The organism is Shewanella sp. WE21 (genome assembly GCF_002966515.1).
GTDB lineage: Bacteria > Pseudomonadota > Gammaproteobacteria > Enterobacterales > Shewanellaceae > Shewanella > Shewanella oncorhynchi.
In genome coordinates, this window is the sequence record NZ_CP023019.1 from 906,105 (window position 1) to 931,212 (window position 25,108).

Annotated in this window: 19 protein-coding genes and 1 riboswitch; of the genes, 8 read left to right on the forward strand and 11 right to left on the reverse strand. The window is 46.8% G+C overall.

Annotated features, from left to right (window positions below):
* Positions 1-156 precede the first annotated feature (156 nt).
* Positions 157-1,845 (forward strand): NAD-dependent malic enzyme, encoded by a 1,689-nt coding sequence (locus tag CKQ84_RS03835; protein WP_105250164.1) that lies wholly within the window; start codon positions 157-159, stop codon positions 1,843-1,845.
* 132 nt (positions 1,846-1,977) lie between these two features.
* On the opposite strand, the gene CKQ84_RS03840 is transcribed toward CKQ84_RS03835, so the two are convergent.
* Both CKQ84_RS03840 and CKQ84_RS03845 read right to left on the reverse strand, forming a co-directional pair.
* Entirely contained in the window at positions 1,978-2,412 is a 435-nt protein-coding gene (locus CKQ84_RS03840; protein WP_105250165.1) for a DUF3069 domain-containing protein, read from the reverse strand.
* A gap of 32 nt (positions 2,413-2,444) precedes the next feature.
* Positions 2,445-2,969 carry a phosphatase PAP2 family protein gene (locus CKQ84_RS03845; protein WP_105250166.1) on the reverse strand — a complete coding sequence of 175 codons (525 nt, stop codon included), beginning with the start codon at positions 2,967-2,969 and terminating at the stop codon, positions 2,445-2,447.
* A 220-nt stretch (positions 2,970-3,189) separates the two neighbouring features.
* Between CKQ84_RS03845 and CKQ84_RS03850 the strand changes: the two genes are divergently transcribed.
* Positions 3,190-5,046: a GGDEF domain-containing protein gene (locus CKQ84_RS03850; RefSeq protein WP_173913147.1), complete on the forward strand. Its 1,857-nt coding sequence runs from the start codon at positions 3,190-3,192 to the stop codon at positions 5,044-5,046.
* Here CKQ84_RS03850 and CKQ84_RS03855 read toward each other — a convergent pair.
* Complete coding sequence (locus tag CKQ84_RS03855; RefSeq protein ID WP_105250168.1) at positions 5,043-5,840, reverse strand: ABC transporter substrate-binding protein; 798 nt, start codon at positions 5,838-5,840, stop codon at positions 5,043-5,045. The two genes, CKQ84_RS03850 and CKQ84_RS03855, sit on opposite strands and share 4 nt — an antisense overlap.
* A 174-nt stretch (positions 5,841-6,014) precedes the next feature.
* Between CKQ84_RS03855 and queG the strand changes: the two genes are divergently transcribed.
* On the forward strand, positions 6,015-7,217 hold the full coding sequence (queG, locus tag CKQ84_RS03860) for a tRNA epoxyqueuosine(34) reductase QueG (RefSeq protein ID WP_105250169.1): 1,203 nt from the start codon (positions 6,015-6,017) through the stop codon (positions 7,215-7,217).
* A 93-nt stretch (positions 7,218-7,310) separates the two neighbouring features.
* Here queG and metE read toward each other — a convergent pair whose 3' ends face one another.
* A complete protein-coding gene (metE, locus tag CKQ84_RS03865; protein ID WP_105250170.1) occupies positions 7,311-9,581 on the reverse strand; it encodes a 5-methyltetrahydropteroyltriglutamate--homocysteine S-methyltransferase in 2,271 nt (756 codons plus the stop codon).
* 200 nt (positions 9,582-9,781) lie between these two features.
* Between metE and CKQ84_RS03870 the strand changes: the two genes are divergently transcribed.
* Entirely contained in the window at positions 9,782-10,687 is a 906-nt protein-coding gene (locus CKQ84_RS03870) for a LysR family transcriptional regulator (protein WP_105250171.1), read from the forward strand.
* Positions 10,688-10,766: 79 nt separating this feature from the next.
* On the opposite strand, the gene CKQ84_RS03875 is transcribed toward CKQ84_RS03870, so the two are convergent.
* The 3 genes from CKQ84_RS03875 to CKQ84_RS03885 all read right to left on the reverse strand — a co-directional run bounded on the left by CKQ84_RS03875 (position 10,767) and on the right by CKQ84_RS03885 (position 15,659).
* On the reverse strand, positions 10,767-11,495 hold the full coding sequence (locus CKQ84_RS03875) for an HDOD domain-containing protein (protein ID WP_105250172.1): 729 nt from the start codon (positions 11,493-11,495) through the stop codon (positions 10,767-10,769).
* Positions 11,496-11,776: 281 nt separating this feature from the next.
* Positions 11,777-13,738 carry a TonB-dependent receptor gene (locus CKQ84_RS03880; protein WP_105250173.1) on the reverse strand — a complete coding sequence of 654 codons (1,962 nt, stop codon included), beginning with the start codon at positions 13,736-13,738 and terminating at the stop codon, positions 11,777-11,779.
* Between the two features lie 108 nt (positions 13,739-13,846).
* Positions 13,847-14,082, reverse strand: a riboswitch (cobalamin riboswitch).
* A gap of 134 nt (positions 14,083-14,216) precedes the next feature.
* Entirely contained in the window at positions 14,217-15,659 is a 1,443-nt protein-coding gene (locus CKQ84_RS03885; protein WP_105250174.1) for a hypothetical protein, read from the reverse strand.
* A gap of 234 nt (positions 15,660-15,893) precedes the next feature.
* Between CKQ84_RS03885 and rihA the strand changes: the two genes are divergently transcribed.
* From rihA to azu, 3 genes are all read left to right on the forward strand, one after another.
* Entirely contained in the window at positions 15,894-16,850 is a 957-nt protein-coding gene (rihA, locus tag CKQ84_RS03890) for a pyrimidine-specific ribonucleoside hydrolase RihA (RefSeq protein WP_105250175.1), read from the forward strand.
* 19 nt (positions 16,851-16,869) lie between these two features.
* Positions 16,870-17,781 carry a ribokinase gene (gene rbsK / locus CKQ84_RS03895; protein WP_105252995.1) on the forward strand — a complete coding sequence of 304 codons (912 nt, stop codon included), beginning with the start codon at positions 16,870-16,872 and terminating at the stop codon, positions 17,779-17,781.
* A gap of 293 nt (positions 17,782-18,074) precedes the next feature.
* On the forward strand, positions 18,075-18,551 hold the full coding sequence (gene azu, locus CKQ84_RS03900; protein ID WP_028759449.1) for an azurin: 477 nt from the start codon (positions 18,075-18,077) through the stop codon (positions 18,549-18,551).
* A gap of 96 nt (positions 18,552-18,647) precedes the next feature.
* Here azu and CKQ84_RS03905 read toward each other — a convergent pair whose 3' ends face one another.
* Together CKQ84_RS03905 and CKQ84_RS03915 are read right to left on the reverse strand one after the other, a co-directional pair.
* Positions 18,648-19,832 (reverse strand): DUF3103 domain-containing protein, encoded by a 1,185-nt coding sequence (locus CKQ84_RS03905; RefSeq protein ID WP_105250176.1) that lies wholly within the window; start codon positions 19,830-19,832, stop codon positions 18,648-18,650.
* A 380-nt stretch (positions 19,833-20,212) separates the two neighbouring features.
* Entirely contained in the window at positions 20,213-20,515 is a 303-nt protein-coding gene (locus CKQ84_RS03915) for a DUF3622 domain-containing protein (protein WP_105250177.1), read from the reverse strand.
* A gap of 370 nt (positions 20,516-20,885) precedes the next feature.
* On the opposite strand from CKQ84_RS03915, the gene CKQ84_RS03920 reads away from it, so the two are divergent.
* Positions 20,886-22,163 carry a glycerophosphodiester phosphodiesterase family protein gene (locus CKQ84_RS03920; RefSeq protein ID WP_105250178.1) on the forward strand — a complete coding sequence of 426 codons (1,278 nt, stop codon included), beginning with the start codon at positions 20,886-20,888 and terminating at the stop codon, positions 22,161-22,163.
* Positions 22,164-22,253: 90 nt separating this feature from the next.
* On the opposite strand, the gene CKQ84_RS03925 is transcribed toward CKQ84_RS03920, so the two are convergent.
* Together CKQ84_RS03925 and CKQ84_RS03930 are read right to left on the reverse strand one after the other, a co-directional pair.
* On the reverse strand, positions 22,254-22,820 hold the full coding sequence (locus CKQ84_RS03925) for a phosphoribosyltransferase (protein ID WP_028759331.1): 567 nt from the start codon (positions 22,818-22,820) through the stop codon (positions 22,254-22,256).
* Positions 22,821-23,104: 284 nt separating this feature from the next.
* On the reverse strand, positions 23,105-24,871 hold the full coding sequence (locus CKQ84_RS03930) for an alkaline phosphatase (RefSeq protein ID WP_105250179.1): 1,767 nt from the start codon (positions 24,869-24,871) through the stop codon (positions 23,105-23,107).
* Positions 24,872-25,108: the final 237 nt, after the last annotated feature.

The window sequence follows — 25,108 nt, forward strand, 5'->3', positions numbered from 1 at the left end:
CCTCAGAAATCCTGTTTAAAACAGCTGACTTTTTTACTGCTGCAAAAAAAACCACAAATACCTCGTTCCACGGACAACAAAGATCACATTTCATGATAACCTTACGTGACTTACAGCACGTATTGACCACTTAAACAATAACTCAAAAGGTTACCCATGGACGATAATAAACGCCCCCTCTATCTTCCGTTTGCAGGACCTGCCATTCTTGAAGCCCCACTGATTAACAAGGGCAGTGCATTTTCTGAAGAAGAGCGTATTTTCTTTAACCTCGAAGGCTTAGTCCCCTATGCCATTGAAACGATTGAGGAGCAGGCTTCTCGCGCCTACGATCAATTTAGAAGTTTCAATAACGACTTAGACAAGCACATTTACCTACGTAATATCCAAGACACAAACGAGACCTTATTTTATCGTTTAGTGCAAAATAACATCAGCGAGATGATGCCCATCATCTATACGCCGACGGTAGGTTTAGCTTGTGAACGTTTCTCGAAAAACTATCGCCGCAACCGTGGTTTGTTTATCTCCTATCCGAACAAAGATAGGATCGATGACATCCTCAATAACTCGACTCGTCAAAAAGTTAAAATCATAGTAGTCACTGATGGTGAACGTATTTTAGGCCTTGGCGATCAAGGTATTGGCGGCATGGGGATCCCTATCGGTAAGCTGTCACTCTACACTAGCTGTGGCGGTATCAGTCCGGCTTATACCCTGCCTATTACCTTAGATGTAGGTACAGATAATCCGCAGTTGTTAGAAGATCCTATGTATATGGGTTGGCGCCATCCACGCATCGGTGGCGAAGAATATGCCGAGTTTATCGAAGCCTTTATGCAAGCCGTCCACGTGCGTTGGCCGGATACTTTGATCCAGTTCGAAGACTTTGCCCAAAAGAATGCCATGCCGATCCTAGAGCGGTATAAGGATCGCTATTGCTGCTTTAACGATGATATTCAAGGTACTGCTGCGGTTGCCGTTGGTTGCTTGCTCGCCGCGTGTAAGGCTGCGGGCACTGAATTGAATCAACAACGTATCGCCTTCCTTGGTGCTGGTAGTGCCGGTTGCGGTATTGCCGAAGCTATCGTGGCACAAATGGTGTCTGAAGGGATCAGCGACGAGCAAGCTCGCACTCAAGTGTGTATGGTTGACCGTTGGGGCTTATTGCTCGACAACATGCCTAACCTGTTGCCATTCCAGCAAAAATTGGCGCAGAAATGCACCAACATCCAAAATTGGAGCAATTTCAGCGACAATATTTCACTGCTCGATGTGGTTAACAACGCCAAGCCGACAGTGCTGATTGGGGTATCTGGCGTTCCAGGACTCTTCACCGAAGAAATCATCCGTGCTATGCACAGCCATTGTGCTCGGCCGATTATTTTCCCTATGTCGAACCCCACCAGCCGCGTAGAAGCGACACCGAAGGACATTTTGCATTGGACCTCAGGTCAAGCACTCGTCGCTACGGGCAGCCCATTCGAGCCTGTGGTTGTCGATGGTGAAACCTATGAAATTGCCCAGTGCAACAACAGCTTTATCTTCCCAGGTATTGGCTTAGGCGTATTAGCGTCTGGCGCACGTCACGTATCCGATGCCATGTTGATGGCTTCAAGTCGCGCACTTGCCGAATGTTCGCCACTGGCAATCGATGGTACAGGTCCACTACTGCCTAAACTCGAAGATATCCATGCGGTGAGTAAGCATATTGCTTTCGCCGTAGGTAAAGTCGCAGTTGAACAAGGGTTAACGCTGCCAATGAGCGATGAGATCTTACAGCAGTCGATTGAAGGCAATTTCTGGAGTCCAGAATATCGCCGTTACAAACGCACTTCGTTCTAAGCATAGCGTTGCCGCGACTCAAGTTGCAGTAAAACAGCTTAGTTGAGCGTTTGTGCTAGCCAGCAAAAAGCCCGTTACTTTGCAGTAACGGGCTTTTTCATTTCAGGCACAGTTTTTCATTTCAATAGAACACTAAGGTGCCATCACCTGTTTAAAGCTATTGAGCAAAGCGCGATCGGTACGCGCTTTCTTCAACTTACGTAGGCTTTCTTTGAGCGATTCATCGGCTAAGCGCGTAAAAATGCCATTATATTCTTGCTCTTGGATTGCACTATCGGTATCGGCTTGCTCAGAAATTTCTTGGGCGACACGACTCAATTGCAACCAAGCATTCGCGATATAGAAACCGTGGAATGCGGCTTGTTCCATTAGATTACGTGCACTGGCAGGTAAAGATGCCCAAGCTTGGCTAAATTTACCTTCCCTGTCTTCCAACAGTTCGGCACACAAACCTTGGTACGCTGCTAATAAGTCACCCGGTAATTTAGCCATTGGTAATACTTTATTCGCAACATTGTAAGAAATCTGCTCGGCAGTTTCGCGGTAAACAGCTGATAATTCGCTCATAAAAATCTCGATTCACATCCCAAAAAATAGTCTTAAAACTGACCACTCACATATAAACCATAAACGCCGTTACCCGCAATCGGCGTAACTGTAATCCCCTCATAGGGTTGAGTAAAATACCAACCCGCCAGCGCTCCAATCGCCGCGCCAGCTAACACATCCTCGAGATAATGTTGGTCGCTCGCCACTCGTGTGTAACCCACATAAGATGCGGCAACATAGGCAGGTAAACCATATTGCCAACCATAGCGCTGCTGAATAAACGTCGCCGCCATAAAGCTGTCTGAGGTATGACCCGATGGAAACGAATCATCGCCACTATCGTCTGGCCTGTCTTTACTCACACTATACTTAAGACCTTCAACAATTAACCGACTCGACACCGCTGCCTGAATTAACTGCCAACTACCGTCATAACCCTCTTCATAAAACAAGGTCGCGCCCATCGCAGTAGCGGGTAATAATAAATGCAATACATCGCCAGAGGTTTCTAAATCTGAGCCTGCCCAGCTAGTGCCACTCATCATGAATAATGCGGCACAGAGTAATTTCTTCAAGGGTGATTCCTTTGTGGGATAATAACCAAGGCGGAGTTTATACCTTGATCATTAACCGAATGCAAAATTGCTATACATCTATATTAAAAATGAACAAACAAGTTATGCTAAGCTAATAATTAGCTATTGATTTTAATGCGAACAGGAATCTTTTTTGCTACATAAACTTAGGTATTTATCATTCTCCTTATTGCTGCTTCTACTGCCGCTTAGCAACACTATGGCAGAAGAAAAAACTCAGGTTGATAAAATATTTGCAAGATTTGAAAGCGGCGTCCCTATGACCCGTGAAGAAATCGAAAGCAATCTAGTGTTATTAAGCAAACTAATTTCAACTGACGATGTCACCCGTCATGAAAAGCTGCAACTGCTTAAATGCTGGGATCAGAATACAGAAAACGACACCGCTATTGCACTGGCACTTAAAAATACTAACCAAGCACTGAGCAATATTCCGCCAACCGCCTCCCCCCATTTCATTACCGACCTCACGCTCTGCCGCTCTTGGTTTCTGCAATTAAGTGGTGATATGGATGGCGCGATGGAAGGCTATAATCTCAGTGTTAAACGTGCCTATGAGCATGAAGACCTTAAGCTAATCGCCGACTCGCGCAGCATTCGCGGCGCACTTTACTCTTATATTGGCGATTTTTCTGCGGCATTAGACGATCTCGTCACTGCACAAGATCTCTATGAATCACTCAATTTAAGCGGTTGGGCTAACATTAACCTTGCCGATGTTGCTACCAGTTTTAGACGTTATGGCGATCCCCAAAGTGCAATCCGCTATTACACCAAACTCAAAGCTCTCTATCTAAAAAACAATAACCAAGAACAGGCAATGTATGTCAACTCGGACATTGGCCTTGCCTTAGATGAACTCGGTGAACATCAACAGGCCGTAGATAATTTCTTAGTAAGTTATCAATACTTCAAGGAACATCAGCAGGAAAAAGTGGCAGCAACTATGGCAACGAATATTGCCTACAGCTTAATCAAACTCAATCGTCTAAACGAAGCCGAAAAGTATTTAATCGAAGCCGATACTGTTATTAATGAAAAAGATCTGACCGATTACAGCTTCATGAAGCTTTTTATGGCCGATATAAAGTTTCAACAAGCTCGCTATAAAGAGGCGCTTACCGAACTTGAGCAAGGGGAAAAAGCCTTTCGCACTCTGCAGAATAATCGGGGACTCACTCAACTGCTGCAGCTTAAAAGTAACATATATGTGGCTATGAATGATTTATCTGCCGCCTACGGAGCGCTGCAAGAATTTGTTACCCTAACAAAAAAAGTCGATGGCAATTCTCTCTCCCATCATACGACAGAATTAAAGGTCAAGTTTGATACCAGTCGGATTGAATCTGAAAATCAACGCTTGATTGAAAACCAAAACCTTAAAGAACAAGAGCTCGCGCTACTCGAAAAGAACAAATCACTGCAACACATTATCCTATTACTAGCGGGCTTTATCCTGACGATAGTGTCTATATTCGCTTATAAACAAGTACATAGAAATCGCCAACTGCAAGTTATTGCCCTCACGGATTACCTTACCAAACTCCCTAATCGTCGGCATATTTATGCCCAAGCCGCGAAATATTTTCAGCAAGCCTTAAAACATCAAAGCCCTTTTTCAGTGATTATTTTTGATGCGGATCACTTCAAAAAAATCAACGATAACTTCGGCCATGAATTAGGCGATCGCGCCCTTATGACCATTGCAAATGCAGGCCGAGCCTTATCGGGTAATAAAGACCTCGTTGGCCGCATCGGTGGTGAAGAGTTTTTAATCCTATTGCCTAACACTGATGCCACAGGTGCGTTAGCGCTGGCGCATCAATTGCAGAACCATATTAGCCGCCTTAGCGCACAGAATTTACCAGCAGAACTTAAATTGACCGTTAGTGCTGGTGTCGCCACTTTAGAACCACAAAATAATACGGAAGATGCATATCAAGATAAAGATTTTGCCACCCTGCTAAAGCGAGCCGACAATGCTCTTTATGAGGCTAAAAATGCGGGCAGAAATTGTGTGAAATCAGCCAAGAATGAGGCTTTAAGAGAGAATTAAACGGCCTTATGCCAAAACACTTGATGTTGTAATGGCGGTGGCAAAGTGCCAAACCATGTCTGATACAGACGACTAAATTCACCTGAGTCTTTCATTTTCTCAAGCTCTGCTTGCCAACTGATAACGGTTGCCGCCGATGTCCCTTTAGAAAAAGCTAAATAGAGATTAATCTCCGATACTACAAACACTTGGCGGATATCTGTCTCACTCGCACCCACTTCTTCGAGTATCTGCTTTACCGCAAGATCCGCCTGGCACCAAAAACGAATTCGAGAAAACAGCAACTGTTTCGCCGATTGCTGCGGAAAACTCGCCACCAGCAAATTATCCACGCCCGCTTGTTGTAGCAACTGCGCACCCGCCGATTCCCGATAAACCCCCACAATATCTGTCGATTGAAGTTCAGCAAGTTGATCGAGAGCGATAGGATCTGCCGCCCTTGCGTACAATGCAATTTTACTGGTCGCAATAGGACCGATAAAATCAAACTGCTCAGCTCGCTCATCATTAATTGACGTAGCAAAAAGTAAAACGTTCGCTGAGGTTTTGGCAATCGAATACGCCCGGGCCCAAGGTAACACATCAATTTTTTCACTCTGACCCAGTCTTGATTGCAAGGTATTGACTAAGTCCACCGCAAAACCTTGCGGCACACCATTTTGCTCGTAACTCATGGGAGGCCAAGCTTCGGTCACCAATTTCAACTTCTCAGGCGCCGCAAAAACAAGATTAGGCATCAGGCCTAATAAGCTCATCGCAAGAAAACACACCCTAAGGGGAAACGCACTCAGCATACGAATACCAAACGATAAACATTAGACCTAATCATAGACTCAATCCCAACAGCAAATAAACAAATACCCCAAAGAAAATATCGCCTCACGCCCCCTTCTGAGTAAACTCGTCCTCAATAAGTGAAAACTGCTATCATATTGCCACCTAGCCAAGAGCCTCGCTGCAATCAATTCATGTCAACTTTAGCCAATCAAACCCCAAGCCAATCCTATGCCAGCATGCTGTCGCGGCTCGCTCTGCAAATTAAAACGTGGGGAAAAGCACTCGGATTTGCGCAGGTTGGCATTTGCGATACGGATTTAACCGCTGAAGAAGCCAAACTCCAAGCATGGCTAGACAAAGGTTTTCATGGCGAAATGGCCTATATGGCTACCCATGGCATGATGCGCGCTCGCCCGCAAGAACTGCATCCGGGCACAGTGCGGGTGATCTCCGTACGAATGGACTATTTGCCACCCGAAGCTGGCTTTGCAACGAATCTTACCGATCCCAACTTAGGTTATATTTCACGTTATGCCGGAGGTCGCGACTATCACAAGTTGATCCGCGCTCGACTTAAAAAGCTCGGAGATCAAATCAGTGCAGAGTTAGTGTCTCTCGGTTTCGATGCCGCTGACTTTCGCCCCTTTGTTGACTCAGCTCCTGTACTTGAGCGCCCCTTAGCCGAAAAAGCCGGTATAGGCTGGACAGGTAAACACTCACTCATACTCAACAATGAGGCTGGCAGTTGGTTCTTTTTAGGTGAGCTACTGATCAATTTGCCTCTACCTGTGGATATTCCCATTCAAGAAGGCTGTAACACTTGTGTCGCCTGCATCACCTCCTGCCCAACGGGTGCAATCGTAGAACCTTATGTGGTCGATGGCAGACGCTGTATTTCCTATCTCACCATTGAACTGCAGGGCGCTATTCCCGAAGAATTTAGGCCACTCATGGGCAATCGCATCTATGGCTGCGATGATTGCCAACTCGCGTGTCCCATCAATCGCCAAGCGCCGCTGACTGAAGAAACTGACTTTCATATTCGTCCGCAGTTAAAGCAACCTGACCTTCTCAGCCTTTTTGCTTGGAGCGAGGCCGAGTTTCTTAAACAAACTGAAGGCAGCGCCATTCGTCGCATTGGACATAAACGTTGGCTACGTAATATTGCAGTAGCACTGGGTAACGCTCCCGCGAGCCCAAGCATTATTGCCGCACTTAACGCCCGCAATCACAGCGAAGATATCGATGAGATAGTGCGTGAGCATATTGAATGGGCGCTTAATGCCCAGCAATCGCGCCTTGCTGAAAGCGCAGCAACTGAACAACAAAAAGCCCGCCGCAAAACCGAGCGCATGGTTCGCATTATCGAAAAAGGCTTACCGCGAGATGCTTAAGTCAATCGGCAAGCAATAAACAACGGATGCATAAGCATCCGCTGTTACTAACTCAATAAACTCAGTAAAAAAATATTTCACTCAAGCATAATATTAACCAAGGCGGCGACGTAGTTCTCGCGTGGCATCGACCATGTTTTTCAAAGCGGGTTCGACTTCATCCCAAGTACGGGTTTTTAGGCCACAATCTGGGTTGACCCACAGCTGACGTACGGGCACTTTTTGCGCCGCTTTCTCGATTAAGTGCACCATGGCCTCCACACTTGGGGTGTTTGGCGAATGAATGTCATACACACCTGGGCCGATTTCATTGGGATACTCAAAATCTTCAAAGGCGTTGAGTAACTCCATCCGTGAACGCGAAGTCTCGATAGTAATCACATCGGCATCCATGGCGGCAATCGCGGCAATCGTATCGTTAAACTCGCTGTAACACATGTGGGTGTGGATTTGAGTCTCATCAATCACCCCAGCAGCACTGAGTTTAAAGGCATTCACCGCCCAATCTAAATAGGCTTGCCACTCACTTTGTTTCAATGGCAGACCTTCACGGAAGGCGGGCTCATCGATTTGTATAATACCAATACCGGCATTTTGTAAGTCCACCACTTCATCACGGATCGCCAGCGCCAGCTGAGTCGCAATCACATCACGGCCGATATCTTCACGGGCGAATGACCAATGCAGAATCGTCACAGGGCCAGTCAGCATGCCTTTTACAGGCTTGTCGGTGAGACTTTGGGCAAACTCGGCCCAATCGACCGTCATCGCCTTTGGACGACTAACATCACCATAGATCAACGGCGGCTTAACACAGCGTGAGCCATAACTTTGCACCCAACCATTTTTGGTAAAGCCAACGCCCGCAAGCTGCTCACCAAAGTATTCCACCATATCGTTGCGCTCGGCCTCACCATGAACCAGTACATCGATACCGAGTTTAAGCTGGCGGTCGATAGTATCGCGGGTGACTTGTTGTAATTGCTCTGTATATTGTGCATCACTCAGATCGCCCTTGCGCCAACGACTGCGTAGTCCACGGATTGCAGGTGTTTGTGGGAAGGAGCCAATGGTGGTGGTCGGCAACAGAGGTAAACGGTATTTCTGCTGCTGCACTGCTTGGCGTACGCTGAAATCACTGACGCGCTCATAATCGGCAGATGTCAACGCGGCAACGCGGGCAATCACTTGACTGTCGGCGGCCTGCGCTTTCGCCTCACGGCGTGCCAAACAGGTTTGCACAATCTCTTTTGCCGCGATAGATTCAGGTGCCAGTAGCAATTGGCGCACATTGGCCAGTTCGAGTAATTTTTGCTTCGCAAACGCGAGTTGTTGACGCAGCGCGAACTCAAGCGTGGCTTCCACCTCTAAATCCACAGGGCTGTGCAGGAGTGAGCAAGAAGTACCGATCCACAAGCGATCTCCGAGATCACGGGCAACCGCGCCTATGCATTCGGCAATCAAATCCACCTCTGCCGCCCACACGTTGCGACCATTGACCACACCCGCCGACAGAATTTGATCTTGACCAAGCGCATTGGCAAAGACTGCCAATTGATCCGGCGCAGTGACTAAATCGACATGCAACCCCGCGACCGGCAAGGCCGATACCAGCGCTTGATGGTGTGCGATACCGCCGTAATAACTGGTAAGAAGGATCTTCACCTTCGCAGTGCTGAGGACTTGATACGCCTCAGTGATCGCCGCTTGCCATTCGCCATCCAATTCCAATGCGAGAATGGGCTCATCGAGCTGTACCCATTGCACTCCCTGAGTAGCAAAACGAGCCAAAATGTCAGCATAAGCAGCTAATAAATTGGGTAATAAGCTTAACTTATCAAACTCTTGGCCCACAGTTTTAGCAAGGAACAAGTAGCTAACAGGGCCGAGTAGCACAGGTTTGGCTTTATAGCCTAGCGCTTGCGCTTCGCTGACTTCCTCAAAAAACTGCTCATAGGCAATCGAAAACTCTTGGTTTTGGCTAAGCTCAGGTACCAGATAGTGATAGTTAGTATTGAAATACTTGGTCATTTCAGAGGCTGGCGCATCTTGGCCCGTTGGCGCTCTGCCGCGGGCAACGCGGAATAAAGTATCGAGATCGATTGCCCCTTCACCACGATGACGATCAGGAATGGCATTTAAAGTCGCGCTTAAGGTCAGCACTTGATCATAAAAGGCAAAATCACCTACGGGAACTTGCTCAATGCCAACAGCCGTTTGCCACTGCCAATGGGTGCGGCGAAGTTCACTCGCCACTTCACGCAATTGCGCCTGAGTGCTCTCACCACGCCAGTATTTTTCTAAGGCAAATTTCAATTCACGACGACGCCCAATACGGGGAAACCCAAGACTATTTAATTGCATACTCTATCTTCCTTTATTTGAGATAAGCCATATTCGGCACTTGCACCCACCAGATTGTTTTCTCTTGGCGCTTTTCAGCATTTCAGCCTTGATAAATAACAATGGGCGTCTGGACGTCTAGAAGTTTATTGTGTTAGTCTCTATGCCAGCAACCGAATTGATTTCAAGCACAACATGAGCGAAATTCACTTGGAGTGAACATGATCGAACTAAGACACCTGCGAACCTTAATGGCCCTGAAAGAAAGCGGCAGTTTGGCGGGCGCAGCCAAAAAACGTTTTGTCACTCAATCCGCCCTCTCCCACCAGATTAAGGAGCTGGAGCAAAGGATTAACTCGCCCATTTTTGTGCGTAAGAGTAAGCCACTGTCATTCACCCAAGAAGGTGCACGCCTGCTGCATCTGGCCGAAGAAATTTTGCCTAAGGTGTTAGAAACAGAGACAGATTTGAAGAATGGGCTGGAAACCGAAACCAATCAGTTGCGTGTCGGCATTGAGTGCCATAGCTGTTTTCGCTGGTTAATGCCTGTAATGGAGCAATTTAGGCAAGATCATCCGGCAGCCGAGTTAGACTTGTCGAGCCGTCATCTGTTCGACTCGCTCAATGCCTTAGAAATGGGTGAACTGGATATTGTATTAACCTCAGATCCTGTGCCTGGGCATTCACTCGCCTACCAGCATTTGTTTGATTTTGAAGTGAAGTTAGTGGTTGCTAAGGATCATCCTTTAGCGAAAGAAGCCTATGTCACCCCTAAGCAATTAGCACACTTGCCTATTATCAGTTATCCAGTGCCGTTGACACGTTTAGATATTTATCGCCACTTTTTAGAGCCTGCGGGCATAGAGGCGGGCGAGCAAAAAACCTGTGATTTAACCATGATGTTATTGCAACGCATCGCCTGTAAAGACGGCATAGCCGCACTGCCAAGCTGGTCGATTAATGAAGGACATGGACTGAGTCTCGCTACGGTAAAACTCGGCCAAGAAGGCCTGAAACGACCGCTATTTGGTGCCTATCGCCGCCACAGTGCTAACTCTGCATTGATCCAAAATTGGTTACAACTGGTGGCGAGGGAAGGTTTATCCCGCCAGCAGAAGACGAATTAATGCGGGTGACATAGAGTAAAAAGCCTGCGAATGCAGGCTTGTTTATTGAGTCAAATGACTATTTCATAGCATCGACAAATTACAGCGGATTCATCAACAATCCACGCATAGACAAGACACGGCGCAGTATCAACCCTGATGAATTAGGATTACGGGTCTGACGCAAATTATGGGCGATCATAAATTCTTGACGCAGATCCTGATCGAGATCTAACGCCTCGAACGCTTCGATGGTTAAGGTCTGTTGTTGATTATCAATCAATGACTTAATCACACTTAAAGGAAATGACTGTTCGGCATTAGCATTTAAATAGGCAAATGCGGTCAGTGCGATAATTTGGCCGAACACACTGAACAGAGCTAAGGTTTGTACTTCGTCAGCATCAACCTCCACACCTTCCATATCCGCTAAGCTATCTACCGCATCCGTTGCAATATCTTCAGTCAGCTTCCAATAACCTTGGACCAACTTTTTATAGGGCTGTGGCAGTTCATCGAGGCGTTCTTTTAAATAGAACGTAAAAGCGTAGCGATAGATATTAACTTGACCTAAGCGGATCAAAGCTTCTTTCAACGAACGAGTTTTGTGATTTTCCACTACAGCAGCCTGTGCGGAATTACTGCGCATAAGCATGTGCGCTGCCAATGCGGGATCGCTCGAGATAATGTCAATCACATTACGAATGTCGCCTTCAGCAAGGATCGCTTTTTTGAGTGGAATTAGAATTCCTCGGCGGCCAATCACTTGCTCTTCGTTCGCTATGATAGCTCTAACTTGAGTAAAAACCTGTTGCTCAAGATCAGTCATAAGACACTTTACACCTGTTTATTAACAATAAGATGATTCGGTTACAGCTCACATCATACCTAAAATACTAAGAATTTCAGCCATAAACAGCAGAGTAAAATATAAATTACTCCTATTTAGTGATGACTGCCCGCTAACACACTATAGATAACGACAATTAAACCACTCTACTAAAACGATATTCAAGACTATACCTATTTTAAGATTTATTCTTTGAACTCAGCGTAAAAAATAAAAAGCCAGACTGAGTCTGGCTTTGTTATTAGATAGCTCATTAATATTTAGAAGCGGTAGCCCACAGTGAAACGAATATCGCGACCTCGACCAGAATAGTAACTATCCCCCCAATCGCCACCGTAATAACCTGCACTGACATAATCTTTATTGAATACATTATCGATACGCAGACTGGCAAGCCAAGCATCACGATTATAATTCAAGGCTAAATTACCAAGCACGTAACTTGCTAGCTTATCACCTTGATTAGCGTTATCGCCTTCGATAAAACGATCCCCCGTGTAGATAGCTTCGGCAAATACTTGGAAATGCTCAGCAAAATCCATGCTGACATAACCGCGTCCCGTGTGTTTTGCCACCCAAGACAGCTCTTTGCCATCGTTAGCACCATCGGTAAATTCGGCGTCGGTATAGTTATATTCCAGCCCTAGCTGCAGCGCTTTAGTCACCTGCCAATCCCAATCGGCACCCGCGCCATAACGAAGAGAAGCGTCGGCATTAACGTTTGCGCCGTTGAAATTTCCACCTATGGGTTTAACTGCACTCGAGTCATAAACAATTTCATCCTCTAAATCGAGACGATATAGGCTGACTCGCAGGGTTTGACTAGCGACAGCCCAATCCCAACCCGCCTCATAGGAACGGCCTGTTTGCGGCTTTAAGCCAAATACGCCCGGCGATGTATAAGCTTGCTCATCCACTTTGGCAAAACGGAAGTTATCATCGGCGCGCACATAGAGTCTGTGCTCCGCAGTTGGGCGGTAATTTAAACCCAGTTCGAATGCGTGGGCATTTTCGTCTAAATCCATGCCATTAGGATAGACATTGCCATCGACTAACTCATCGGTCACCCGCGCATATCGTCCACCCACAACGTAACTTAAAGTATGACTTAAAGGCACTGTAGCTTGTAGATAGGCGCTTTGCATTTGCTGCACATTACTGCGCGCCATAGTGTCAAAATCAGCCTTACCACGGCTGATGTCTAAACCTGTGACTAGGTTTAGCTCGCCTTGACGCGTGCTGTAATTCGCTAACGCTTTAGGGCTAAACATTAACAGTGAGCGTGTGTTATGGCTGTTCGCCCCCCAATTAAGAGAAGACACTAAGGTATCGCTGTAATCTAAATCAGCCGCCAGCGCCCAGTTTTGATTAAGCTGATGCTGGTAACCCGTTCGCGCCGCAGTGGTCATCTCGTGGGCATACTCTACCTTATTTGATGAAGCACGGGGATCGTCTTTAAATTGCTTTTCAGTAAGCGAGCCCGGATTTTCACGATCGTTATCGTAGTAGCTGGTTTCAACAAAGAACGAGTCTGTGGCTGTTTTATATTGAATGCGGCCAAGAATAGAGCCGGTTTCGTTGGCATTATGCTGGCGATAGTTGTCACCTTGGTTGTAACTACCGGTGAAAAAGTAACGCCAATCTTTGTTGATCGCGCCAGACACATCACCACGACCTTCATAGGTATCAAAACTACCGCCAGATAACTGCACGCTGCCGCCAGTATTTTCAGGGGACTTAGTGACAATATTAATCACCCCACCCACGGCTTGATCGCCATAAAGTACACCTGCACTACCCGATAAAATTTCAATACGATCCACTTGATTAAGCGGAATGGCATTAAGGCTAGGTGCGGCGATATCGATATTATTGAGACGACGACCATCAAGTAAAATAAGCGTGTTATTAACGGCAGTGCTGGCGCTAAAACCACGCATCGCAAAGCTAGTTCCAATATTGTTATCCGAAATTTGAATACCGCTTTGACCGCGTAAGACGTCGGTCAAATTAGTCGCGCCGCTCATTTCAATCGCGGCTGCATCAATCACATTCACATTGGCGGCAATATTTAAGGGGGTCTTATCAGAGCGGCCGATCACGACAAGATGCTCGTCAACTTTAGCTGTGCTGGTATCGTCAGCCGCCATAACGGGCGCGATAATTGAAAAACTGCAAAGGCTGCCGATCAGCAGCGCGATTTTTGTTGGATTTGTTCCCATTTTACCTTTAACTCCTGCAAGGAAAACGGGGCATTGACGCCACGATACCGTTAATTCAGTCGTAAATACTGACGGTGATTATCGCATTTTGAGATCTGCCCACCGAAATCTCAAAAACACCTTTAGGGCCGGTCTCCGGACTTAGGCTATGTTAATCCATTAAAAGTTAGATTAACGCGAGACTGACCTTTCACATTCTGACTTTCGGGTTCACTCTTGAACACACCAATCAAACGCGGTCTTCTCTCACCTTTTACCGTTGCGGGGGCAGTGCCAGAATTTCACTGGCTTCCCGATTATCTCACGACACTATCATCGTAAGCACCACAGAAGGTTGACTCAAAATTAGGTTCAAAGGGCGTACAATCTGTTAACGCCCAACAAGGCTCAGAGCATATCAGACCTGAGCGCGCGCATTATAGACGTCTATACGGATGAAAGTCCATTAATCTCAAGTTAGCGAGAAAACTCACATGAGCTAGAAAACACCATCCCAGTTTTTTGCCGCAGGTTTTGGTCTGTCTTTGCTAAAAATCGCCTGACGCTGCTCAGGGGTTTCGCATTGGGCAACGGGAGTAAAATCCAGCGGTTTAATCACTAACGAGTCAGCAGGTTGCACTGGCGACTTGTCGAACATTGGCAAATTCATCGACCAAGAGACCAGCTCCCCCTTTTCGCTGATGCCAACATAACCGTCATTTGCGCCATCTAACCAAGTAAGGCGCGGAATACGTGCAATCAACTTCTCCACATTTTCACGGTTGGCGCGATAACCAACAGGCACCACTTTGCCATCGGGACGCGTAAACACAAAGGAGGCAGGCCCTTGGGTAATGATGCTGCCTTCCTGCCAATATTTATCAAGAATCTCTTGGGCATAGTGAAACCCAAACATATGAGCGTAATCAGTATCGTCGGCCACTATTTGCGGCACGGCCTTATCCCGCAGTAATAAAAAGCCTGAGCCGATGCTGATAATCTCTTTTACCCCTGTGATATTGGTTTTTTTAATCCAATCGACACCACAGTTAATCCCATCGCCCCAAAAATGCGCATCCCCCGTAGGGCTTAAAATCGCAAAGGCACAATTGTTTGCCGTCATACTCGCCACATCCTTTAAGGCGCTGCGGATCGAGTAAGCATCACTGCGCCAACCCCAACTCACCACAGTGCCGTCCTTTTTCAAGGCGGCATAGGTGTGTTGAAAATATTCGATCTTCGCTACATCCGTAAGCTGCGGGAGTAACTTTTTCATATTGGTCGACTCTTCAACCTGCCCCCAAATCACCGCGCTACCTTCTTTTTTGAGGGCGACAAAACTGCGTCCTCTGGCGAAGATATCGACAACATCAACTAATTGATCCTGCACATGTAAGCTATTGCCGCCGTAGGGGCCATAACCCCAAGTATGCACCTTGCCATTGGCATCAAGGGCGGCAATGGCCTCTTGATTGGCGAACAACTTGGTAATATTGATCATGCGGTTTTGTAGGGCTTTGTCGAGGCTATATTTCCCCGCATTGCCCCAGTACACCACAGTGCCATCTTGACGTAGCGCGGCAAACCCGTCCTTAACTGGGACGATTTGCTTAACTTGCTTAAGCTGCTCCGTTACTTCCCGGCTATCACCGCCAGCATAACTGTCACCCCAAGTGATCACCTCACCAGATTGTGTTAACGCCGCAAAGGCCGAACTGTTGGTGACCACAGTCTCGACTGCGGGTAAATCACAGGGAATATGGCGATACTGTGGACTCGGATTTTCCTTAAATTGGAGCAGTTTGCCGTTATCAAACTGCAGCAATGACTCGTTATTACTTTCCAGAACGGCCATAGGTTGAGGATCGCTACAGCCAGAGATCTGCATGGCAACCATGCCCGCGAGTAAAGCCTTAGGCCAAGTGATTCGATAAGTGAGCATTACTTATTTCCTTGTATTTGCTTGGATATGTCATTCAATGTTGTGCAGCGAACAGAGCGAGAATGGATTTACCTAACATCGCCTAGTGTCAAAAATGGGCAGAATTCTAGCAGCTTGTTGATAAAAAGACGAAAATGCTCACAGTTTACTCTGCAAGTCCCCTCCACAGGCTAGCGCCTAACTGATGGCATGCTATTCTAAGCACCCATCACCGCTGTTTAAAGGAATAACAGTATGACTCGCCCTATTATTCTGGATTGCGATCCCGGCCATGACGACGCTATTGCGCTCATTTTAGCTCTCGCCCATCCAGAGCTGGTTCCACTGGCCGTCACCACCAGCGCCGGTAACCAAACGCCGGATAAAACGCTCAATAATGCCCTGCGGATCTTAACCTTATTAAATCGCAGTGATATTCCTGTCGCTGGCGGCGCCGTCAAGCCATTAGCTCGCGAATTAATCATTGCCGACAATGTTCATGGTGAAACCGGACTCGACGGCCCTGCATTGCCTAATCCAAGTTTTAGTCCTCAAGCCATTACCGCAGTTGAATTAATGGCGCAGCAAATTCGCCAAAGTCATCAGCCAGTAACCTTAATTCCCACAGGACCACTCACCAATATCGCGCTTTTGCTCGCCAGCCACCACGAATTACACGCCAAGATCGAACGCATAGTGCTAATGGGCGGTGCAGCCGGTGTCGGTAATTGGACGCCTGCCGCCGAATTTAATATTTTTGTCGACCCCGAAGCCGCCGATATTGTCTTTAAATCCGGTATTCCCATTACTATGTGTGGGCTCGATGTGACTCATCAGGCGCAAATCATGGATGAAGACATAGAACGCATTCGCGCGATTCAAAATCCAATTGCTCAGTGCGTCGCCGAATTATTGGATTTCTTTATGATTTACCACAGAGATCCTAAATGGGGCTTTATTGGTGCGCCATTGCACGACCCCTGCACTATCGCTTGGTTGCTCAAACCTGAGCTATTTGAGGCGCAAGATTGCTGGGTAAGTATTGAAACCCAAAGTGAGTTGACCTTAGGCATGACAGTGGTCGATCGCTATCAGCTAACAGGTAAAGCCGCCAATGCGACTGTGCTGTTTGGGATCGATAGGCAAGGCTTTGTCGATTTACTGGTAGACAGTTTACGCGTCTATGATGCAACTTATCTCAATCGCAGATAAAAATGACAGTGAGTCTTCTATGAGCCAGATACTCGTTATCGGCAGTGCAAATGCCGACCATGTGATGAAATTTGAGTACCTGCCCGCTGCAGGGCAAACCTTAATGAGCCGAGATTATCGCCTCGAACTGGGCGGTAAGGGGGCCAACCAAGCCGTCGCCTGCGCGCGCTTAGCCAAATCAGGTTCACGCACTGATTTTATCTGTCACCTCGGCCAAGACAGTATCGGCGATGATATGCGTCAAAGCTGGATGAAAGATGGCATCAGCGCGGAAGGGATCCGCCAAATAGCCGGACTGAGCACTGGCACTGCCATGATTTTTATCGGTGATAACGGTGAGAATACGATTGGCGTTGCCGCAGGTGCCAACGCCAGCCTTTCACCCGATGACTTAGAAGCTCATTACGCTCTGTTTGCTAATGCGGAGTACTTGTTAGCACAATTGGAAACGCCCGCTGCCACAGTGGCAAAGGCGCTGCAAATAGCCAAGAATCTTGGCGTGACGACTGTACTAAATCCTGCTCCAGCGACGGCACTTGGCCAAGATGTACTCAAGTGGGTAGATATTATTACCCCCAATGAAACCGAAGCAGAAGCCTTAACGGGAGTTGAGATCAACCATATTGATGATGCACAAATGGCAGCGCAACTTCTCCACCAGCAGGGAGTAAAGATTGTGGTCATAACCTTAGGTAGCCGTGGCGCATATATCAGCAGCCCAGGTTTTAATGGGCTAATACCTGCGTTTGAAGTGCAGGCCATAGACACAGTCGCCGCAGGGGATACCTTCAATGGCGCCTTAGTTGTGGGCTTAAGCGAGGGCATGTCGATTGCTGCAGCCGTGGGATTTGCCAATGCAGCCAGTGCCATTACTGTCACTCGCCCAGGTGCACAACGTGCGATTCCCTATCGACAGGAGCTTTCGTACTAAAAACGTAAGAAGTTCTGAAGTAGACGCCCTGCGTTAGAACAAAAAATTATAATCTATAAATCAAACACATAAATAATAGTTCCTGAGTACTTAGTTCACTCCAAATAAGTACTCACCTATGTTTACCGCTAACAATTTTGCCGCCAATAACGATGCAAGCTTTCAACCTAAAGTTGCATATACATAATTTACACGCTGATTTCATTCCCATTTAATGAAGATTGCTTATGCTAGCAGGTGCATGTCCGAGTCAAAACGGCTCGGCTACCCTTGTTCAAATAAGGAAGTACCAGATGAAAGCAAAAAGCACAGCTTTACGTAACGTGACCAGCACTAGCCTAATCGGCCTAGGATTATTATTCGCTAGCCAAGCGAGTGCCAACGAATGTGAACTGAAAATTGCCGCCACTGATGCAATGCAATTTGACACTAAAGAGCTGTCTGTACCTGCAAGCTGTAAAGAAGTGACCTTAACCTTAACCCACTCAGGCACTTTGCCAAAAGCAGCGATGGGCCATAACTGGGTATTAACTAAGGCAGCCGATATGTCAGCCGTAGCGACCGAAGGTATGAGTGCAGGTCCTGATGCAGCCTATGTCAAAGCGGGTGATACGCGCGTTATCGCACACACAGATTTAGTGGGCGGTGGCGAATCAACGTCTATCACCTTTAGCACTGCCGGTATGAGCGCTACCGAAGCCTACCAATTCTTCTGCAGCTTCCCAGGTCACTGGGCGATTATGCAAGGCAGTTTCAAGTTAAAAGCTTAAAGGAATAGCCTAGCCTTACCTTAAGTTAGCCAATAAAAAGCGGATCTTAGGATCCGCTTTTACATTTCAGCCATTGCATTTAGCCGCACTAATCCATCATGGTCTTGGTTGGATGACTAATGGCGCAAAGCTCGTCACCGCATTACCGTTAGCTCCGTTCAAGTTAGGATATTCAACCCCTTCCTGTAAGGTGTAATACGCGTCGACAAAGTCATCGTCATTGGTGAACCAAGCATCCGGCATCACACTTAAAATACCATTGGTGATTTGCGGGATCAGCGCATAACCCTGAGCTTCAGGATCGGGGATCGACTTTAAGATCTGCTCCGCCGCTTCCAATAGCTTAGTGGCCAACACTTTATAGTTAGTACCATCGTCATGCTCCATTAAGATCATGTCCGCAGCCGCCCAACGATAACGCTCCCAATGTATGGTGATTTGATTCGGATAATAGGTCGTATCCGCATAATCTAAATAGGGCATTTCGACGATATCGAGCACAGGCTCTTCACGGCTTGGATCAACCCCAGTCACTATGCCGTAAATTTCGGCACGACCAGAAATCCACGGCTCATGGTCATCTTTCAAGGATATTTGTTTGATCACTGTGGTTGAAATCGGCTTGTCAGCTACCGCCTGTGTTTGCGCACGGCTCAGTAGCGCGCCCTCTTTTTTCGCTGACTGCACCTCGGCAAATGTCGCCCGCATCACCTCTAAGCCAGCCACAAAGGCTTTTTTGCTATCGATACCGACCACAAACACTGGCTGCTGCGGCAGGTTATACACGTCTAATTGATGCACTTGCCCATGAATATCAAAGGCTTCAATATAATCCCACTGACTCTCGTCACCATCGGGCTCATAGGCAAATAAAGGAGACTCACCTTGCTGCCATGGGGTTAACATGGCTTCATCCGCTAGACGCACTTGCACCAGAGAATCCGCTTTGGCACTTAAGCCCTTCACTCGGCGAATTGATGCATCGGCTTTGGTGATCACATTATCATTGAGCCTATGCTGAGACAGAATATCATCGGCATTTACTGCCAACTGATACTGGTTTATTTCAGTCTGTAAGATAGGCGCGAGCTGCGCATATTGATGGCTTAAATCTAACGCCAATGCCCGCTTAGTATTGGTTAACTGCGCTTGTGCATCCAAAGTCGAATCCTTTAGCGACGCTTGTAGTAAGCGTAACGCCTCTCCATCTAAGGCTTGGCCATAACTCAGGGTTGCCGAAGCCGACAAACACAGCAATAAACTGGATTGAAGTAGTTTCATAGGAGTTCCCTTACCTTGATAAAGTTAAACGTGCGTTCGAATTACTTACATATGAGCACAGAGCAGCATCTAAGTAAATCAAATGATAATAGTTATCGTTAATTATTAATGGTATAGGGTACGTAATCCCGACTAAATGCGATAAAAACAAGCTAATGACAGCATCAGTAGATCAGTCCAGCCGAACAGTGTGTATGAAGAGAAACGAGGAAATAGAATGAAATGAATTGATATGCACAGTTTCGCGAGCGACAAAAACACAAAAGGCAGATCTTAAGATCTGCCTTTTGCTGTTCATCGCCAGAGTGACGTTTCAGAACGCTTTGAACGCTCCCTTACGATCACACTGGCTTGATAAGACAAGGTTAAACGAATGAGTGTTACTCTTCGTCGAAATCATCTTCATCAAGATCTTCGGCATCAGTAGCCGCTTCAGCCGCTAATGCTGCGGCTAATTTTGCTTTAGCTTGTTTCTCTGAACGACGTTTATTGCGCTCAGTTAACGTGCCTAAAAACACTTGTAATTCAGTTAAGCCCCAAGCTTGCGCTTCGGCTTCAGTCGCAAAGCCATCGTGGCTCTTAGACACAACTGTTTTAGTTGATGTCATGCGACGAGTGATTTCAGTTTTCCAACCGTTGTCGCCCTGTGTCACGCGAAAATCGTATTTTTTGCCCTTGCTCATTCTGCTCTATTTCCTAAATGATGCTTGTCACGTTTGTCTTATCAAGCGAACCAAACGCTCATCATAAAACAAAAGGAGCGCAGTGTACTTGATTTCGGCCCAGAAAGATCGCCCAGATGAAAATATTCATGCCAGTTTCATCGACTCGCTCAGTGGAGTCAATACTCACATCTAAAGCAACACTGTGCATATATCCCGACCGTCCTCTGTCTAAGGCAGTTTATTGTAAGCTAGCGTGCCTTAGATAATCGTCGTGCAAACGGTATATATTCTTGTTTATGTCATACAAATAGGCTTTTTCAGTCACATTAACACTTTAGAGTTTCTGATTAATATTAATAATTTACATCATTACTCATAGGTAAATCTGATGAAACTACACCCTATTTCGTCGCTCTCACTCGGCCTGTTAATTGCCACGAGCGCTTTATTAGCCGGTTGCAATAATGACGATGATAACGCCGCAGTCACGCCACCCACCAGCAAACCCGTTCCTGCTCAAGTGGGAGAAAGACCCTTATTCCTCGTACGTCAGATGCAAGACAGCACACTTAAAACCCGCTTAGAACAATGCACCACTGACAGTTTTTATCGCAGCGAATTTTCCATAGGTCACCGTGGCGCGCCAATGAAATTCCCTGAGCATACAAAGGAATCCTACCAAGCGGCTATCGATTCGGGCGCAGGCATAGTCGAGTGTGATGTCACCTTCACCGCCGATAAAGCTTTAGTTTGCCGCCACTCACAGTGCGATCTTGCTAGCACGACCAACATTTTAGCCATACCTGAACTTGCCAATAAATGTTCGAGCCCATTCATTCCAGCTGATCCCGCCAATGGCGTCAGCGCATCGGCAACCTGTTGCACTAGCGATATCACCCTCGCCGAATTTAAAACTCTCAAGGGTAAGATGGAAGGCAACAATCCAAAAGCGACCACTGCGGCCGAATTCATCAATGGTACCCCAAGCTGGCGCACCGATCTTTATGCTGGCAATGGCACCTTGATGACCCACGCAGAAAGTATTGAAATGTTTAAAAAAGCCGGTGTAAAGATGACGCCTGAGCTAAAAGCCGCCAGCGTATCTATGCCCTTCGATGGTTTTACTCAGCAGGATTACGCGCAAAAAATGTTAGATGAATACACAGCGGCGGGCGTCGATGTTTCGCAAGTATTCCCCCAATCATTTATTTTGGATGACATCAAATACTGGGTCGCCAACGCACCTGAATTTGCGAAGCAAGCCGTGTTTCTCGATGACAGATACGATTATAACAGCGCCTTTGATCCGCAGAACTCTGCCACTTGGTCACCATCAATGGCGGATTTAAAGACCCAAGGCGTCGAAATTATTGCGCCGCCACTCTGGGTATTAGTCGCCTTAGATGCGGACAAAAAGATCATTCCTTCGGAATACGCTAAGGCCGCCAAAGGCGCAGGGCTTAAGATCATCACTTGGTCGCTAGAACGTTCTGGTTTATTAAAAAATGGCGGCGGCTTTTACTATCAAAGCATTACCGAAGCGATAGATAATGAAGGCGATACCTTTGAATTACTTGATGTACTTGCGAAAGATGTCGGCGTGATTGGAGTGTTCTCCGACTGGCCCGCCACAGTGACTTACTATGCTAACTGTATGGATTTATAAGTTTTAAAACAGAAACAAAAATGCGTTAACGATTAATCGTTAACGCATTTTTTTATTGCGAAAATAGTCTTTATCTCGCCCGCGAGCAAGCTATTTAAACAGGTGCTGGATATTCTTTAAATCGCCCTTACCTTCGGCAATTTCTTCAGGCGTTAAACCTGTAACTTCGTGCGGGAAAACTAACCAGTCTTCAGAGGCATGAATGTAATAGTCGGGTTTTAAAGGCACTGCGGTATTTTTTGGCTTGTAATAAGGGCAAGCGATACGGATATCGGTTGGCATATTCAAGCGCATCAGTTGGCTGAGTTTTTCTTTTAATGCATGAATACTACGGCCAGAGTCAAACACGTCATCCACAATCAACAAACCGTCACTCGCGTTCGCATTTTCAACGATGTAATGCAGGCCATGCACTTTGATTTCTTTGCTTTGTTTGTCGGTGCCAATCCCATAATAAGAAGAGGTACGCACGGCAATGTGATCGGTTTCAACTTGTTTAAAATCGAAAAACTCCTGTACCGCGATCCCGATTGGAGCACCGCCACGCCAAATACCCACGATAAATTGCGGACGAAAGCCACTCTCATACACTTGCGAAGCTAATAAAAATGAATCTTCCAGCAATTGCTGCGCGGTAACAAAATACTTTTCTGACATGACACAGTCCCCATCACATTGATTTTATTCTTAGGTCGTTAAAGCTTATGACCCCTGTAAGGTCTGTTCGGCGGGTAAAGGTTCCCAAAACACTAGAACAGCTTTGCCTTAGCAAGTGTAGGCAGCCGCCGAATTTTGGGAGCGAATTTTATACCAAAAAAATGCGATGTGCTGCAGTAATAGTAAGAACTTGCGTGACAACAGACATTTATTTTGCCTTTTAAAGCCAAAAGCAACAAAAAGGCCACCCTAAGGTGGCCGATAAACAAGCGAACAATACCGCATTAAACGATAGGCGTAATCACATGCTCGCCTACTTTTGTCTTAGCGCTATAACCACGGGCCGTTGCGACTTGGAAATCCTTCGACAAAATGGTATCCACATAATGCCAGTCGCTGCGCACCTCATCAGCAGTAAAGGTGAGCGTCATAAAGCCTCGGTCTTTTAAGTTAGCGTACTTAAGATCTGGCACTAACTCGACGATTGCCGCCTCGGTCGCGGGGATCTGTTCCGCTGGCAGATTCAAGTAATATTCAAGGCCTGGCGATGATACTGAGCTAGTCGCAAACTCAACACCCACAGTATCGCCTTGCACGTCTTTAAGCTCGTTTGCCCATGCATTATGGGTGTCACCCGCGATCACAACTAGGTTAAGATTTTTCGATTTAGCCGTACCTAAAATCACTTCACGCTCATAGGCATAACCATCCCAAGCATCTAAGTTGTACGGGATTGCAGGTAATTGCAGCAGTCCGATCACTTCTGGCGTGAGTAAGACTTGATTGGCTTGAAGATATTGCAGCTCTTGGGCGGTCAGCGTGGGATCATTTGCCGCCGCACGGGCTGCTAACTTAGCTAAAGCCCCTAACATGGCAAATTGGGGAATGCTCATCTGCTGAGTGGCAATCGCCGCCGGCAATGACATCTTACCCATTAATACCTGCTGTCCCAGTACCTGCCACTTGCCTGTCGACTGTAGCAATGTGCCCTGCAGCCATAATAATTGCGTCAACCCCAGCATAGTGCGAGTGGTCGAAGTGACATCAGCAAGGAAACGATCTCCCGCAAACGAGCCCGTGGTAGGATCCATATAATCGGCATAATCGAGCTGTTTATCACGGGCTAATACGCGAGTATCCAGCATATGCAGATCGACGAGATTGCCGTAACTGAAGCTGCGGTAAATCTCTTCATGGTTCCCTTCACGCCATGGGCGAATCGGTAACCACTCGAAATAAGCTTGTAGTGCAGCTTCTTTACGAACGGCAAAATCCCCTTCGCCTTCGTTGTGATTCTCGGCACTATCACGCCAAGTATCATTGGCCACTTCATGATCATCCCACACTGTAATAAAAGGCACTTTCGCGTGTAACTTTTGCAGACTCGCATCGGTATGGTACTGACCATGGCGAGTGCGGTAATCGCTCAACGTCAGCAACTCATTGGCCGGTAACACTTCACGGCCCAATTCGGCAGCATGCTCACTGGCATAACCACCGCGGGCATATTCATAGATGTAATCGCCTAAATGCACCACAGCATCTAAATCATCCTGCGCCGCCGCTAACTCATAGACGTTAAAATAACCGGCAGGAAAGTTAGCACAGGACATCACGGCTAATTTGACTGAGCTTACGTCACCCTCAGGCAGAGTGCGGGTTTTACCCACAACTGAGGTTTTATCACCCGTCATAAAGCGATAAAAGTAGGTTTGCCCGGCACGTAAACCACGGGCATCAATCTTAACCGTGTAGTCACGGCTCGCATTAGTGACAGTCTCACCTGTGGTCACTAATTGACTAAAGGCCGTATCGCTTGCCACTTGCCAACTCACTTTTACATCGCCCTCAGACTCAGGCGTGACACGGGTCCAGAGGATCACGGCATCGACTGCCGGATCGCCACTGGCAATTCCATGTAAAAATTGCGCGGGTACAGAATTATCATCATTACTATCACTACAGCCCATCAAGCCGTAAGAGATCACAGCAACACCAACACCTTTGGCCGACATAGCCAAAAAATCACGACGAGTTACGGTACGATTCATTATTATTATTCCTTGTTAGATAAGGCTTCACTGGTATGAGGTCTAATAAGACCACGATTGTGAGATATCACTGTTACATATTTGTGACATCTTTGTCAGCCTTTTATGATATCTATCAATTCAAACACTTATACTGAATGGCGTACTTTATTTATGCAGGACTGGCGTAGCTTACAGAGAAGCTGCTAACATCGGTGCAAGCTAACGCAGCGTGTTAAATGCACGCCTAAGAATGGC

Excerpts from the sequence above, each read along its gene's own strand:
- CKQ84_RS03835 (WP_105250164.1), top strand. The coding sequence starts at position 157 with ATGGACGATAATAAACGCCCCCTCTATCTTCCGTTTGCAGGACCTGCC.
- CKQ84_RS03840 (WP_105250165.1), bottom strand. The coding sequence starts at position 2,412 with ATGAGCGAATTATCAGCTGTTTACCGCGAAACTGCCGAGCAGATTTCT.
- CKQ84_RS03850 (WP_173913147.1), top strand. The coding sequence starts at position 3,190 with ATGGCAGAAGAAAAAACTCAGGTTGATAAAATATTTGCAAGATTTGAA.
- CKQ84_RS03855 (WP_105250168.1), bottom strand. The coding sequence starts at position 5,840 with ATGCTGAGTGCGTTTCCCCTTAGGGTGTGTTTTCTTGCGATGAGCTTA.
- queG (WP_105250169.1), top strand. The coding sequence starts at position 6,015 with ATGTCAACTTTAGCCAATCAAACCCCAAGCCAATCCTATGCCAGCATG.
- metE (WP_105250170.1), bottom strand. The coding sequence starts at position 9,581 with ATGCAATTAAATAGTCTTGGGTTTCCCCGTATTGGGCGTCGTCGTGAA.
- CKQ84_RS03870 (WP_105250171.1), top strand. The coding sequence starts at position 9,782 with ATGATCGAACTAAGACACCTGCGAACCTTAATGGCCCTGAAAGAAAGC.
- CKQ84_RS03875 (WP_105250172.1), bottom strand. The coding sequence starts at position 11,495 with ATGACTGATCTTGAGCAACAGGTTTTTACTCAAGTTAGAGCTATCATA.
- CKQ84_RS03880 (WP_105250173.1), bottom strand. The coding sequence starts at position 13,738 with ATGGGAACAAATCCAACAAAAATCGCGCTGCTGATCGGCAGCCTTTGC.
- CKQ84_RS03885 (WP_105250174.1), bottom strand. The coding sequence starts at position 15,659 with ATGCTCACTTATCGAATCACTTGGCCTAAGGCTTTACTCGCGGGCATG.
- rihA (WP_105250175.1), top strand. The coding sequence starts at position 15,894 with ATGACTCGCCCTATTATTCTGGATTGCGATCCCGGCCATGACGACGCT.
- rbsK (WP_105252995.1), top strand. The coding sequence starts at position 16,870 with ATGAGCCAGATACTCGTTATCGGCAGTGCAAATGCCGACCATGTGATG.
- azu (WP_028759449.1), top strand. The coding sequence starts at position 18,075 with ATGAAAGCAAAAAGCACAGCTTTACGTAACGTGACCAGCACTAGCCTA.
- CKQ84_RS03905 (WP_105250176.1), bottom strand. The coding sequence starts at position 19,832 with ATGAAACTACTTCAATCCAGTTTATTGCTGTGTTTGTCGGCTTCGGCA.
- CKQ84_RS03915 (WP_105250177.1), bottom strand. The coding sequence starts at position 20,515 with ATGAGCAAGGGCAAAAAATACGATTTTCGCGTGACACAGGGCGACAAC.
- CKQ84_RS03920 (WP_105250178.1), top strand. The coding sequence starts at position 20,886 with ATGAAACTACACCCTATTTCGTCGCTCTCACTCGGCCTGTTAATTGCC.
- CKQ84_RS03925 (WP_028759331.1), bottom strand. The coding sequence starts at position 22,820 with ATGTCAGAAAAGTATTTTGTTACCGCGCAGCAATTGCTGGAAGATTCA.
- CKQ84_RS03930 (WP_105250179.1), bottom strand. The coding sequence starts at position 24,871 with ATGAATCGTACCGTAACTCGTCGTGATTTTTTGGCTATGTCGGCCAAA.